Source organism: Streptomyces sp. URMC 127, from assembly GCF_051386535.1.
Lineage (GTDB): Bacteria > Actinomycetota > Actinomycetes > Streptomycetales > Streptomycetaceae > Streptomyces.
The window spans coordinates 34,477-47,886 of the sequence record NZ_JBPQTW010000032.1; the positions used below are offsets into that span (position 1 = coordinate 34,477).

Sequence of the window (13,410 nt, forward strand, 5' to 3'; positions counted from 1 at the left end):
GAGACCGACGTGGCACCACGACAGCTCCCCCGCGCCCTGGCCGGCGGCAGGCCCGTCGCCCGCGGTCAGGAGCTCGCGCGCACGGCGGCCGACGGCGCGGCCGACATATTCCACCCGCTCTGCGTCATCGCGCGCGGCCTGCGCGTCCTGGCCGCCGGGGTGTGGCGCAAGTGGCTGGAGACGCCGGGCGACCGCCGCGGCCCGACGCTGCTGCTGGCCGGCTCGTGCACGGCCATCGTCGCGCTCGTGCCGTACGGGCCGGTCCTCGCCGGCGTCGTCCTGATGACGGTGGCGGCCTGGGCCGGCCGCGACCGCGACTCCGCGCACGAGACGGTGCGCGAGAGCGAGGACGAGCGGCTCCAGGCGCTGTACGAGGCCCTCGTGCCGTACCTCTCGGTCCCGGAGGACCCGGCGCCGCTCTACGCGCACGACGGCGACCGGGAGGAGGCGTTCACCGCCCACTCCTTCGACCACGCGGGCCGGCTCGTCTCCCTGGAGCTGCGCTACCCCGCCTACTTCACCGACGGAGAGCCGGAAGCCCGGTCCAGGATCGAGCAGTTGCTGCGGACGAAGGCCGGGCGGGGGCGCGAGTACCGCTTCGACTGGGACGAGGAGGCCAACCGCCTGCGGATGCACGCGCTCCCGGCGCTGCCGGCCGACATCGTCGCCCAGCGGTTCGTGACCGCGCCCGGCGAGGCCGTCCTCGGCTTCACCGACCCGGGTACGGTGCACCGCACGCTGCCCGTCTTCCACGGCACCGGCCGCCGCGACGAACCGCCGGTGCTGTGGCGCACCGGACCGCGCTCCACGGAGCCGCACCTGCTGGTCCTCGGCCGGCCCGCGGCCGGCACCAGCACGCTGCTGCGCTCACTCGCGCTGCAGGCCCTGCACCAGGGCGACGTGCTCGCCGTCGACGGCAGCGGCTCCGGCGAGTTCTCCTTCCTCCGCGGCCGGGACGGCGTGCTGGCCGTCGAGTCCTCGGCCACCGGCGCCCTCGCCGCCCTGGAGTGGGCCACGCACGAGACCGAGCGGCGGCTCATGACGGCCAACCGCGCCCGCCACGAGGGGTACCGGGCGCCGGAGGACGTCCGCCGCCCCCTGTGGATCGTCGTCGACCGGCCCGCCTCGCTCGGCCACCTGGCCGCGGGGGCGGGCCGGCCCGACCCCCAGGAGCTGCTGCGGGTGCCGCTGCGGCACGGGCGGATCGCGAACGTCACGGTCGTCGTGGGCGAACAGCTGGAGAGCTCCGCCCTGCTGGACGCGGAGGTGCTCACGCACACGCGCGCCCGCGTGCTCCTGGGCGCCGTCACCGACGAACAGGTGCGGACCGTGCTGGGCGCCCCGCCGCGGACCACGCCCCCGCTGGAGGTGCCGCCGGGACGCGGCTACGCCCGGCTGGGCTCGGGCCCGGTGCACCGGATGCAGGTGCCGGCGACGCCCGACCCGTACGACGAGGAAACGTCCGACCAGGAACGCCGCGCGGTCCTGGCCCTCCTGCCGCCGGACCACGCCCCGGCACCCACGTAGCACGGACCGCCGCGGCGGGGGCCGGCGGCGCCGCCCTCGCCCCAGACCGTCCGGCACCGCCGGACACGTCGTCGCTGGTTGCTCGCCGCCGCGGCGGGGAAGACACAGCGTCCGCCGCAGACCAGGACTGCACGCACTCGTGGCGGAGACGAGACCCGGCAGCCGCCTCGACCGGACCGCGCAACCCGATCCCGCCGCAGCGGCGGCCAGCCCCCGCGGCGGCAGCCGGCGGTGCCGCACCCACCCCCACGCCGGTCCGGCACCGCCGGAAACGACGTCGCCGGTTACTCGCCGCCGCGGCGGAGACAAAGTGCAACCGGCACCTCGGCCGGACCCCGCAACCCCGTCCCGCCGCAGCGGTGCCCAACCCCCGCGGCGGCAGCCGGCGGTGCCGCACCCCACCCCACGCCGGACCGGCACCGCCGGACACGTCATCGCCGGTTACTCGCCGCCGCGGCGGAGACAAAGTGCAACCGCCACCCCGGCCGGACCACGCAACCCCATGCCGCCGCAGCGGCGCCCAACCCCCGCGGTGGCAGCCGGCGGTGCCGCACCCAGCCCGCGCCGGACCGGCACCGCCGGAAACGACGTCGCCGGTCGCTCGCCGTCGCGGCGGAGACAAAGTGCAACCGCCACCTCGGCCGGACCCCGCAACCCCATGCCGCCGCAGCGGCGCCCAACCCCCGCGGCGGCAGCCGGCGGTGCCGTACGCGCCCAAGGCCGCCCCGGCGCCCGGCGTCGGCGCCGCGGGCCGGTCCGCGGTCAGGCCACGTACGTGCGGGGCATTTCCACCGCTGCCGTCGCGCCGCTCGCCACCAGGCGGGACGCCTCCGCCAGGCGGGACGCGGCCTCCTCCGCGACCGCGCCCGTGACGGTGAACGGCAGCCGGACGTAGCCCTCGAAGGCGCCGTCGACCCCGAAGCGCGGGCCGGACGGCACCCGTACCCCGAGCCGCTCCCCCGCCTCGGCGATCCGGGAGCCGGACAGGCCGCCGGTGCGGACCCACAGCGTGAGGCCGCCGCGCGGCACGGTGAACTCCCAGTCGGGCAGATGGCGCCGCACCGCCGCCACGAGCGAGTCGCGGCTCTCGCGCGTCGTCGTGCGCCGTATCCCGACCGCCGCGTCCCAGCCCTCGGTGGTCAGCAGCCAGGTGACGGCGAGCTGTTCGAGCACGGGCGTGCCGAGGTCCGCGTAGGCGCGGGCGGCGACGAGGCTGCGGATGACGTCGGGCGCGGCCCGCACCCAGCCGATCCGCAGGCCCGCCCAGAAGGACTTGCTGGCGGAGCCGACGGTGATGACGGCGCTGCCGGCGGGGTCGAAGGCGCAGACGGGCCGCGGCAGTTCCAGGCCGGGCTCCAGGCAGAGGTCGGCCATGGTCTCGTCGGCGACGAGCAGCGTGCCCGCCGCGCGCGCCGTCTCGACGAGCTGCCGGCGCTGCTCCTCCGTGGCGAGGGCGCCGGTGGGGTTGTGGAAGTCGCCGATGACGTAGGCCATGCGGGGGGCGGCGTCGCGCAGCACCTGCCGCCAGGCCGGCAGGTCCCAGCCGGCGAGGCCGTCGCCCATGGCGACGGGCACCAGCCGGGCACCGGCCTCGCGCATGAGCTGGAGGACGTTGGCGTACGAGGGCGAGTCGACGGCGACCCGCTCGCCGCGGCCGGCGAAGAGCCGGCAGATGGCGGCGACGGCACCCATGGCACCCGTGGTGATCATGATCTGCTCGGGCATGGTGGGCACGCCGCGGGCGGTGTAGCGGTCGGCGACCGCCTGGCGCAGGGCGGGCAGCCCGGCGGGGTAGTCGCCGTGGGTGGCGGCGTGGGGCGGCAGCTCCTCCAGCGCGCCCCGGAAGGCGCGGCCGAGCCAGGGCTCGGGGGCGGGCAGGGCGGCGCAGCCGAGGTCGATGACCGAGCCGGCGGCCTCGGGCGGCAGCGGGTCCAGGGCGCGGGTGGGCAGCGGGCTGCCCGCCGGGACCGCGGTCCAGCTGCCGGCGCCGCGCCGGGACTCGAGGAAGCCCTCGCCGCGCAGCGCCTCGTAGGCGGCGGCGACGGTGGTGCGGCTGACGGAGAGGGCGGCGGCGAGCTCCCGCTCGGCGGGCAGCCGGGCGGCGACGGGGACGCGCCCTTCGAGGACGAGCAGGCGGATGCCGTCGGCGAGGGAGCGGTAGGCGGGGGCACGGCGGCCGCCGAGCGGTGTGACCGTGCCGCGGCCGCCCTGCGCCTCGCGGTCCCGCTGCGAGCCGAGGAGGCGCGCGAGCTTCTGCGCGCCCACCGACGAGGTCCAATGACTCATCTGAATCGGTCCACCTTTCGGCGATTGGCCATGGATCATGCGTCCACCTGTTCCCCAGACTGACATGCGGCAGGCCACTTGCACCACTGCGGGTGGCCGTTCCGTTTGCCGCGCGCGCCTTCCCGGGCCGCGCCGACCGTCAGGAGGAACCGTTGTCCGCATCAGGGGGACCGTCGGAGGGATCACCGGAAGGGACGCCGGAGGGGGCGCCGGAGGGGGCGTCCCTCGCCCGCCGGCTGCTGCAGCTGTACGCCGGGCTCGCGCTGTACGGGGTGAGCGGCGCGCTGCAGCTGCGGGCGGGGCTCGGGCTCGCGCCGTGGGACGTGCTGAACCAGGGCGTCGCGCGCCACACCGGCATCTCGATCGGCGCGGCGTCGATCACGATCGGCGCGCTCGTGCTGCTGCTCTGGATCCCGCTGCGGCAGCGGCCGGGCCTGGGGACGGTCTCCAACGTGCTGGTCATCGGGCTGGCGATGGACGCGACGCTGAGCGTGGCGCCCGACCCGCGGTCGCTGTGGGTGCGGATCCCGCTGCTGGGCTTCTCGGTGGTGCTGTGCGCGGCGGCCACCGGGCTCTACATCTCGGCGCGGTTCGGCCCGGGCCCGCGGGACGGCCTGATGACGGGCCTGCACCGGCGCACGGGGCGCTCGGTGCGGCTGGTGCGGACGTGCATCGAGGTCGTCGTGCTGGCGACGGGGTTCGTACTGGGCGGCTCGGTGGGCGCGGGCACCGTCTTCTACGCCCTGGCGATCGGCCCGCTGTCGCAGTTCTTCCTGCGCCGCTTCGCGCTTGCGGAGCGATCGGTTCCGGCCGTTGCGGCGCCGGGTGCGGACAAAGTTCCGGACCTGGTTTAGGCCGGGCGGAAGCGGCCCGGTAGTGTACGCCTTCGACCCACCGAACGAACCGTTACTGCACGCTAAAGCGACAGAAACGCAGGGTGACATCCGTTGCCAGATGTGACAAAACGGGCGTTGGTGGGTACAACAAGGGGCGGCACGACGGGCGACGCATGTCCCTCAACGGGAATCTTCACCGCCGACCGGACGTTGACCGGATGACGACGACAGCGACACCTGTCCTGTGGGCGACTAAGCCCGGGAGGCACGATTCATGAGTGAGCGAGCTCTCCGCGGCACGCGACTTGTGGTTACCAGCTACGAGACCGACCGCGGCATCGATCTGGCCCCGCGCCAGGCGGTGGAGTACGCATGCCCGAACGGCCATCGATTCGAGATGCCGTTCTCGGTAGAGGCGGAGATTCCGCCGGAGTGGGAGTGCAAGGCGTGCGGCGCCGTGTCACTCCTGGTGGACGGCGACGGTCCTGAGGAGAAGAAGGGCAAGCCGGCGCGTACGCACTGGGACATGCTCATGGAGCGGCGTACCCGTGAGGAGCTGGAGGAGGTGCTGGCCGAGCGGCTGGCCGTCCTCCGTTCCGGCGCCATGAACATCGCCGTTCATCCGCGGGACACCCGCAAGTCCGCCTGAGCGGGCTCCACGCAGTAAAAGCAGTACAAGAGGGCCCGGGCCGCTGCCGAAGCAGTGGCCCGGGCCCTTTTGCGTCTCCGACGCCCCGAAGGCGAGGACTCCCTCGGGGCGCCCCCGAAGGCGAGGACTCCTCAGGGCGCCCGAAGCAAGGAATCCCTCAGCGCGGCAGCTGCGGGCCGCCCGGGCGCGGCGCGGGCGGCTCGTCGTCACGGATGACCTCGCCCTGGACGACCTTGCCGCCGGGCTGGTGCATCCTCGCCGGCTGGAAGGCGTCACCGAGCGTGCCGGGGGCCGCCGGGCGGCTGAGCCGGCGCTCCCCCGCCCGGCGCAGCAGGGCGCGGGTGGGCGGGAAGAGGCAGAGCAGGCCGGCCGCGTCGGAGAGCAGGCCGGGCAGGATGATCAGCAGGCCGCCGAGCATGGTGAGGGCGTTGCCGCCGGTGTCCCGGCCGTCCGGCTCGGCGGTCGCGCCGCCGGGCTGCAGGGAGACGGTGAGCCGCTTCCAGGCCCGCCGCCCCGCCCGCTTGATCACGTACGAGCCGAGGACGACGCCGCCGGCCAGCAGGGCGAGGACGGTGAGCCCGCCGGCGGCACCGGCCACCAGCGTGAGCAGCCAGATCTCCAGGACGGCCCAGACGGCCACTCCGAGAGGGATGAGCCTGCGGGCGCGCCGCCGCTGCGGCGGGCGGCCGTTCATCGTCTGCTGTGCTCCGAACGTCATGCCTCAAGTGTGCCTGGCCTGCGGCGAAGCCGGGGGCGGCGCTTATGGGCCGCTTACGGCACCGGCACGCCGCCCACCGGGCCCTCCGGGCCCACCTGGCTACTTGCGGCCGAGGGCCTTGCCGACGCGGGAGCCGACGCCCCAGGAGGTGACCCGCCACAGGGCTTCGGCGACGATGTCGCGGCTCATCTTGCTGTCGCCGAGCTCGCGCTCGACGAAGGTGATGGGGACCTCCACGACGTGGAAGCCGGCCTTGACGGCCCGCCAGGCCAGGTCGACCTGGAAGCAGTAGCCCTGGGAGGCCACGTCCTCCATGCCGAGGCCCTCCAGCGTCTCCCGGCGGAAGGCCCGGAAGCCGCCGGTGACGTCGCGGATGGGCACGTCCAGGAGCAGCCGGGAGTACGTGGAGCCGCCGCGGGAGAGGAACTCGCGCGACTTCGGCCAGTTCACGACCCGGCCGCCGGGCACCCAGCGGGAGCCCAGCACCAGGTCGGCGCCCTTGAGGGCGGTGAGCAGGCGGGGCAGTTCCTCGGGCTGGTGGGAGCCGTCGGCGTCCATCTCGACGAGGACGCCGTAGCCGTGGTCGAGGCCCCAGCGGAAGCCCGCGAGGTAGGCGGCGCCGAGGCCCTCCTTGCCCTTGCGGTGCAGGACCTTGACGTGGTCGTCGTCGCCCGCGAGCTCGTCGGCGAGCTTGCCGGTGCCGTCGGGGCTGTTGTCGTCGGCGACGAGGACGTGCGCCTCCGGCACGGCCGACCGCACCCGTCCGACGATGCTCTTGATGTTCTCCGCCTCGTTGTAGGTCGGGATGATCACCAAGGTCGTGCCGAGCGGACCGAATCTCCGCTGCCCGTCGTTCACTGCTGGCCTCTCTTTTCCGGCTGATCCGGCTCGTCCGTCCGTGCCCGACGGCCGATCAGGAGTGCGGCCGCACAGGACAGAAGGCCCACCATAGCGAGCGCCCATTCGGGCGCCGCACCCGCGCGGTCGGCGAGGGTCGTCCCGTCCCGCAGGGGCAGGGTGGCGCTGATCACGTCGCGGGTGAATTCCTCGCTCCGCTGCTGCACCGTGCCGTCCGGGGCGACCACGGCGCTGATGCCGCTGGTGGCGACGGTGACCACGGCGCGGCCGTGCTCGACGGCCCGCAGCCGGGACATGGCCAGCTGCTGCTCGGGCTGGCCGGTCCGGCCGTAGGTGGCGTTGTTGGTCTGGACGACGAGGGCGCGGGCGCCGGCCTTGACGGTGTCGCGGACGATCTCGTCGTAGGCGACCTCGAAGCAGATGACGTCGCCGAGCCGGGCCGGGCCGATCCGCATCACTCCGGTGTGGTCACCGGGGTAGAAGTCGCGCTGGACGCGCTGGAGGCGGGTGATGACCTTGCTCAGGGCGCTGCGGAAGGGCACGTACTCGCCGAACGGCACGGGGTGCTGCTTGGCGTAGGAGGCGCCGGGGCCGGTCTTCGGGTCCCAGACGATGCCCTTGTTGTCGATGTAGCCGCTCTGCCCGGGGTGGTCCACCAGGGCGCCGACGAGGACGGGCACGCCGATCGCCTTGACCGCCTCGTCGATGCGGTCGTAGGCCTGCGGGTACTGGAAGGGGTCGAGGTCGGAGGAGTTCTCCGGCCAGATGACCAGGTCCGGCCGGGGCACGCGGCCGGCCTTGACGTCCCGGGCCAGCTGGAGGGTGGCCTCGGCGTGGTTGTCGAGGATCATCATCGGGCGGCCGAGGAAGTCCATGCCTGCGTGCTGGACGTTGCCCTGGACGAGGGCCACCTTGACCTCGTCGTCGGCCTTCACCGGCACGGGCACCGGGTAGCCCGCGAGCAGGACGGCGGCGGCCAGCGCCAGCGCCTCGACGCCCGCCAGGGCCGCCCGGAGCCTGCCGCCCGTCCCCGGGGCCGTGCGCAGGTTCACGGCGGCGGTGACGGCGTACGCGAGGAGGCCTCCGGCGAGGGCGACGGCGAAGCTCACCAGCGGGGCGCCGCCGAGCGCGGCGAGCGGGGTGAAGGGCGAGCCGGTGTTGGCGAAGGCGAGCCGGCCCCAGGGGAAGCCGCCCAGCGGCAGCCGGTCGCGGGCCAGCTCCTGCGCGACCCACAGGCAGGCGCCCCACAGCGGCCACGCGCGCAGCCGGGAGACGAGGGCGAGGGCCGCGCCGAGGGCCGCCACGAACAGGGCCTCGGCGATCGACAGGCCGGTCACGGCGTCGTAGCCGACGACGCGCAGCCAGCGCAGCAGCACGAAGAAGAAGGGGAGGGCGAAGGCGAAGCCGGTCCAGGCGCCCTGGCGGGCGGTGCGCCCGCGCGTCAGCAGGGCCAGCGCGGCGACGGCCGCGATCGACAGCGGCCACACGTCGTAGGGCGGGAAGGACAGCGCGAACGCGACGCCGCAGAGCGCGGCGATCCCGGTGCGGGCCGCCTCGCGGCGCGCGAGCCGGGCGAGGCGCACGGCGCGGCCGGGGCGCGCCTGCGGGGCGGGCGCGGCCTCACCGGCGGCGGGTGCGGCCTCCTGCGGCGCGGCCGGGCCGCGCTCGTCGCCGGGGGCGGGTGCCTCGGCGGCTCCGGCGGTGGTTTCGGGACCCGGGGGCACGGGCGAGCCTTCCTGCTGACGTGGGGGTGTGAGCCCGACGGTACCTCGCCGGGGGCGCCGTGCCCGCCTCCGGGTACGCGCGCAGGGCCGAGGGAAGGCACTGGAGAAACGGGTGGGGCGAATGGGGGCCCGGCGTCCTTCGGGCCGGCCCGGGCCCCGCTGGCTGCGGGTCGACCGAGAGCCGTTGTCTACTGAACGTCCGGGCCCCACCCGGGTCGCACCTGCCGGCCCGGCGGCACCTCCCTCGCCCCCGTGCGCTGGAACCTGGCTGCCAGTGGCGGTGACCGCTCCCCGGCGCACCGCCCCATGGCCCAGCGGCGTTCGACGACTGTGTGGAAGTGCCCCGGCCGGACGTCCTGTGGTGGACTCCGCAGAACCTACCGGCCGCCGCCCGGACCCTGTCAACACCTCTGTGACCTGGTGGTATGCACTAAATCAGCAGGTCAGTACGGCGAGTGATCACGGGCGGCGACAGGCCGGTCTCTCATCGTTCGGCGGTACGCACCGGGCGCGGGGTCACTCGTTCGGACGCTCGTAGACGGTGTGCCCGGCGACGACCGTGCGCAGGCAGACCGGCAGCTCGGTGCCGGGCGTCAGGTCGGGCAGGCCCGGGGTGCCCGAGCGCGGGTCCGTGGACCAGCTCGCCACGCGCTCGTCCGGCACCTGCACGACGAGGTCGCCGGCCCGCCAGACCGCGTAGTCGGCGGGCGCGCCCGGCACCAGGACGCCCGCGTCGTCGCGGCCGACGGCCCGCCAGCCGCCGCGCGTGTGCGCGGTGAACGCGGCCCGGACCGAGATGCGGTGCTCGGGGGTGCGGTGGAAGGCGGCGGCGCGGACGGTGCCCCACGGGTCGAGCGGGGTGACCGGGCTGTCGGAGCCGAGGGCGAGCGGCACGCCGGCGCGCAGCAGGGCGGCGTACGGGTTGAGGGTGCGGGCCCGCTCGATGCCGAGGCGCTGGGCGTACATGGCCGTGTCGCCGCCCCAGGCGGCGTCGAAGGCGGGCTGCACGGACGCGGTGAGGGCGAGCTCGGCGAAGGCCGCGATGTGCTCGGGCGTGAGCATCTCGGCGTGCTCGACGCGGTGCCGGGCGGCGCGGATGCGTGCCAGGCCGAGCTTGTCCGCCGCGGCGCGGACGCCCTCCACGACGGCGGTCAGCGCGGCGTCGCCGATGGCGTGGAAGCCGGCCTGAAGGCCGGCCTCGGTGCAGGCGACGACGTGGGCGGCGACGGCGGCCGCGTCGAGGTGGGCGGTGCCGGTGCTGCCGGGCAGGTCGGCGTACGGCTCGTGGAGGCACGCGGTGTGCGAGCCGAGGGAGCCGTCCACGAAGAGGTCGCCGGCAGCACCTACGGCGCCGAGGTCGCGGATGCGGTCCGCGTCGTTCGCGGATGCGACGGCTTCCGCCCAGTAGCCGACGACGCGCGGGCCCGGGCGGCCGGCGGCCAGGCGCAGCAGCCCGGTGAAGTCGTCGGCACCGGAGATCTGCGGCCCGGCGCACTCGTGCACGGAGCCGATGCCGAGGGAGACGGCGCGGTCGAGCGCGGCGGTCTGGGCCGCGGCGCGCTGGGCGGCGGTGATGCCGGCGTGCGCGGCGGCGCGCACGGCGTGGTGGGCGTCGCCCGTCAGCGGCGCCTCGGGGGCGTAGCCGTCCAGGCCGGTGAGGCCGGGCACGAGGTCGAGCAGGGCCGTGGTGACGACGGCCGAGTGGACGTCGGACCGGGTGAGGTAGAGCGGCCGGCCGCCGGTGGCCTCGTCCAGCTCGCGGCGGGACGGGGGGCGCTGCTCGGGCCACGCGCTGGCGTCCCAGCCGTGGCCGAGGAGGACGCCCTCGGCGGGGCGGGCGGCGGCGTGCGCCCGGATCCGGTCGAGGGCCTCGGTCAGGGAGCGGGAGCCGGTGAGGTCGAGGCCGGTGAGCGCGAGGCCGGTCGCGGTGGTGTGCACGTGTGCGTCCGTGAACGCGGGGGTGACGAGGGCGCCGCCGAGGTCCACGACCTCGTCCACTCCCTCCACGAAGGAGTCGGCGGCTCCTTCGGAGCCGACCCAGGCGACGGCGCCGCGCTCGACGACCATGGCGGTGGCGAACGGGTCGGCGGGGCTGTGCACGTCGCCGTTGCGCAGCAGTACGGTGCGCGGCTTGTCCTCGGATGCGTGGGGCTCGGTCATGGGGATCAGTCTCTCCCCTCTCCCGCCCCTTCCCGTAACCGGGGCTCCGCCCTCCGGCGGGGCGTCAGCCGACCCGCGGCGGCCGCGCCTCGTACGGCGTGGAGAGCACGATCGTCGTGCGCGTCGAGACGCCCGCGAGGGAGCGGATCCGCGCCAGCAGGTGCTCCAGCTCCAGCGGCGTGGCGACCCGCACCTTGAGGATGTAGTTCTCGTCGCCGGCGACGCTGTGGCACGCCTCGATCTCGGGGATCTCGGCGAGCCGGTCGGCGATGTCGTCGGGAGCGCTGGGGTCGAACGGCTTCACCGAGATGAAGGCGGTCAGCGGCAGCCCGACCGCCTCGGGGTCGACGACGGCCGCGTAGCCGCGGATGACGCCCCGCTGTTCGAGCCGGCGCACGCGCTGGTGCACCGCCGAGGTGGACAGGCCCGTGGCCTTCCCCAGGTCGGTGTAGCTCATCCGCCCGTCCTTGACGAGCAGTTCCACGATTTCTCTGTCCAGCTCCTCCACGCGGATCAACCTACTGGTTCCGGGGCGGAGCGGCACAGTCGACGGCTCCGCGGGGGCGCACGAGCAGGCACAAAGACATGTGACGAACAACACAGATATGCACCCGTGTCCTCCGTGATGCGGCGATTACCCGGCTCGTCACGCGGGAAGTGCTTGCTGTGGCCGAGGCCGAGGTGCCTGGCCGGCCAATCCGAGGGGGAGAAAGACTATGCCCAGCCTGGAACGCCTGAACGAGGGCGACGGCAGCCCGTACGAGCCCTATGAGGTGGACACCAGCACGATGTTCCGGGTGACGTGCCCGGACTGCGCGCGCCCGATCGCGCTGCTTCCCGACGAGGACGTGCTCCCCGAGCACGCGCTGTGCCCCTCGCCGTGGAATCCCTTCGGGCTCACCGTGTGCCCGGGCTCCGGCCGCGCCATGGAGGACGCCGCCGCGGCGGACGAGTCGCCGGACGGCCAGGAGTTCGACGCGGCGCTGATGCTCACGCTGCCGGAGAGCCTGGACTGGCGGACGCAGCCGTTCTCCCACATCGGGGGTCCCGGCTCGCGCCCGGTCCGCGTCCCGGAGATGCGCCGGCCGTCCTGACGGAGCGCTTCCGGCGGGCGGGCCGCGTGGAGCCCGCCCGCCGCGCAGCCGCTCAGTGGCTCTCGGGGCCCGCCAGGTGACGGGCGATCACCATCCGCTGGATCTGGTTGGTGCCCTCGACGATCTGCAGCACCTTGGCCTCGCGCATGTAGCGCTCGGCCGGGAAGTCCGCCGTGTAGCCGTAGCCGCCCAGCAGCTGCACGGCGTCGACGGTCACGCGCATGGCCGCGTCGGTGCAGAAGAGCTTGGCCATCGCCGCCTGCTTGGAGAACGGAAGGCCGGCGTCGCGCAGCCGCGCCGCGGCGAGGTAGAGCGCGCGGCCCGCCTCGATCTGGGTGGCCATGTCGGCGAGCATGAAGCGCAGGCCCTGGAAGTCGGCGATCGGGCGGCCGAACTGCTGCCGCCCGGCGGTGAAGGCCAGCGCCTCGTCCAGCGCGGCCTGGGCGACGCCGATCGCGCAGGCCGCGATGCCCAGACGCCCGGAGTCCAGTGCGGACAGGGCGATCGCGAAGCCCTGCCCCTCTTCTCCGATGCGCCGGGCGTCCGGCACCCGCACGCCGTCGAAGTGCAGCTGGGCCGTCGGCGAGCCCTTCATGCCCATCTTCCGCTCGGGCGCCGCGGCCGTGAGGCCGGGGGCGTCGCCGGGGACGAGGAAGGCGGTGATGCCGTGGGCGCCCTCGCCTCCCGTACGGGCCAGCACGGTGTAGAAGTCCGCGATGCCGCCGTGGGTGATCCAGGCCTTGGTGCCCTCGATGGTCCACGTGTCGCCGTCGCGGGTGGCGCGGGTGCGCAGCGAGGCGGCGTCGGAGCCGGAGGAGGGCTCGGAGAGGCAGTAGGCGCCGAGGAGGCCGCCGCCGAGCATGTCCGGCAGGTGCTCGGCCTGCTGCTGCTTGGTGCCGTAGCCGGCGAGCGCGTGGCAGGCGAGGGTGTGCACGCTGACGCCGAGGCCCACGGTGAGGCGGGCGGCCGCGAGCTCCTCCAGGACCTGCAGGTAGACCTCGTAGGGCTGGTCGCCGCCGCCGAACTCCTCGGTGTAGGGCAGGGCGAGCAGTCCGGAGGCGGACAGCAGCCGGAAGACCTCGCGGGGGAAGCGCCCGGCTTCCTCCTCCTCGGCCGCGACGGGCTCGACCTCCCGCTGCACCAGGTCGCGCACGAGCGCGAGCAGGTCGCGGGCCTCCTCGGTGGGCAGCTGTCGCTCCACCGGCTGCGGGCCGTGGTCGGTCATGGCGGCGCTCTCCTCCCTGTCGGGCGCTGCGGCGAGGGGCGCGCAAGGGTGTGGCGCCGCTGCCGGGGATGCCCCAGCCGATGATCCCGTGCCGGATCGCGGCACCGGATGACCTGCGGCTGTGGCGGCTTGGAGTATGCCCGATCGGCGGGCGGACGTCACGGGTTGACAAGTCGCGCACCAGGGACAACGGCCGTGTGACGGAGTCGTGAACGGGGTTGGTCCAAACCATTGACCCCTCTGGTCCAGACCTTCTATGGTCCTGGCACCACTTAGCGCGTTCATGCCAGCCCCGCGTTCATGCCAGCCCCCCGCTTTCCCGGGCGCCTCCCC

General features: G+C 74.9%; 11 protein-coding genes. 4 read left to right on the plus strand and 7 right to left on the minus strand.

Annotated elements, in window-relative coordinates; all coding sequences use genetic code 11:
* The first annotated feature begins 9 nt into the window (after positions 1-9).
* Complete coding sequence (locus ACSNOH_RS10670; RefSeq protein ID WP_436721017.1) at positions 10-1,527, plus strand: hypothetical protein; 1,518 nt, start codon at positions 10-12, stop codon at positions 1,525-1,527.
* Positions 1,528-2,289: 762 nt separating this feature from the next.
* On the opposite strand, the gene ACSNOH_RS10675 is transcribed toward ACSNOH_RS10670, so the two are convergent.
* On the minus strand, positions 2,290-3,813 hold the full coding sequence (locus tag ACSNOH_RS10675; RefSeq protein ID WP_436721018.1) for a PLP-dependent aminotransferase family protein: 1,524 nt from the start codon (positions 3,811-3,813) through the stop codon (positions 2,290-2,292).
* A gap of 152 nt (positions 3,814-3,965) precedes the next feature.
* On the opposite strand from ACSNOH_RS10675, the gene ACSNOH_RS10680 reads away from it, so the two are divergent.
* Both ACSNOH_RS10680 and ACSNOH_RS10685 read left to right on the plus strand, forming a co-directional pair.
* Positions 3,966-4,667, plus strand: a complete 702-nt coding sequence (locus ACSNOH_RS10680) for a YczE/YyaS/YitT family protein (protein ID WP_436721019.1) — start codon at positions 3,966-3,968, stop codon at positions 4,665-4,667.
* A 256-nt stretch (positions 4,668-4,923) separates the two neighbouring features.
* Complete coding sequence (locus ACSNOH_RS10685) at positions 4,924-5,298, plus strand: RNA polymerase-binding protein RbpA (RefSeq protein WP_121802548.1); 375 nt, start codon at positions 4,924-4,926, stop codon at positions 5,296-5,298.
* Between the two features lie 157 nt (positions 5,299-5,455).
* On the opposite strand, the gene fxsA is transcribed toward ACSNOH_RS10685, so the two are convergent.
* From fxsA to ACSNOH_RS10710, 5 genes are all read right to left on the minus strand, one after another.
* Positions 5,456-6,016: an FxsA family membrane protein gene (gene fxsA, locus ACSNOH_RS10690; protein WP_436721020.1), complete on the minus strand. Its 561-nt coding sequence runs from the start codon at positions 6,014-6,016 to the stop codon at positions 5,456-5,458.
* A gap of 99 nt (positions 6,017-6,115) precedes the next feature.
* The gene (locus ACSNOH_RS10695) at positions 6,116-6,874 is read right to left on the minus strand and encodes a polyprenol monophosphomannose synthase (RefSeq protein WP_436721021.1); all 759 of its coding nucleotides are present in this window, start codon (positions 6,872-6,874) and stop codon (positions 6,116-6,118) included.
* Positions 6,871-8,598 carry an apolipoprotein N-acyltransferase gene (gene lnt / locus ACSNOH_RS10700; protein ID WP_436721022.1) on the minus strand — a complete coding sequence of 576 codons (1,728 nt, stop codon included), beginning with the start codon at positions 8,596-8,598 and terminating at the stop codon, positions 6,871-6,873. Before lnt ends, ACSNOH_RS10695 begins: the two co-directional genes overlap by 4 nt.
* 516 nt (positions 8,599-9,114) lie before the next feature.
* On the minus strand, positions 9,115-10,758 hold the full coding sequence (locus ACSNOH_RS10705) for an amidohydrolase (protein WP_436721023.1): 1,644 nt from the start codon (positions 10,756-10,758) through the stop codon (positions 9,115-9,117).
* Positions 10,759-10,822: 64 nt separating this feature from the next.
* On the minus strand, positions 10,823-11,266 hold the full coding sequence (locus tag ACSNOH_RS10710) for an Lrp/AsnC family transcriptional regulator (protein ID WP_030365423.1): 444 nt from the start codon (positions 11,264-11,266) through the stop codon (positions 10,823-10,825).
* A gap of 208 nt (positions 11,267-11,474) precedes the next feature.
* Here ACSNOH_RS10710 and ACSNOH_RS10715 point away from each other — a divergent pair, with 208 nt between their 5' ends.
* Positions 11,475-11,852, plus strand: a complete 378-nt coding sequence (locus tag ACSNOH_RS10715; RefSeq protein WP_436721024.1) for a hypothetical protein — start codon at positions 11,475-11,477, stop codon at positions 11,850-11,852.
* Between the two features lie 52 nt (positions 11,853-11,904).
* Here the strand turns inward: ACSNOH_RS10715 and ACSNOH_RS10720 are convergent, their stop codons facing one another.
* Complete coding sequence (locus ACSNOH_RS10720) at positions 11,905-13,077, minus strand: acyl-CoA dehydrogenase family protein (RefSeq protein ID WP_436721025.1); 1,173 nt, start codon at positions 13,075-13,077, stop codon at positions 11,905-11,907.
* Positions 13,078-13,410: the final 333 nt, after the last annotated feature.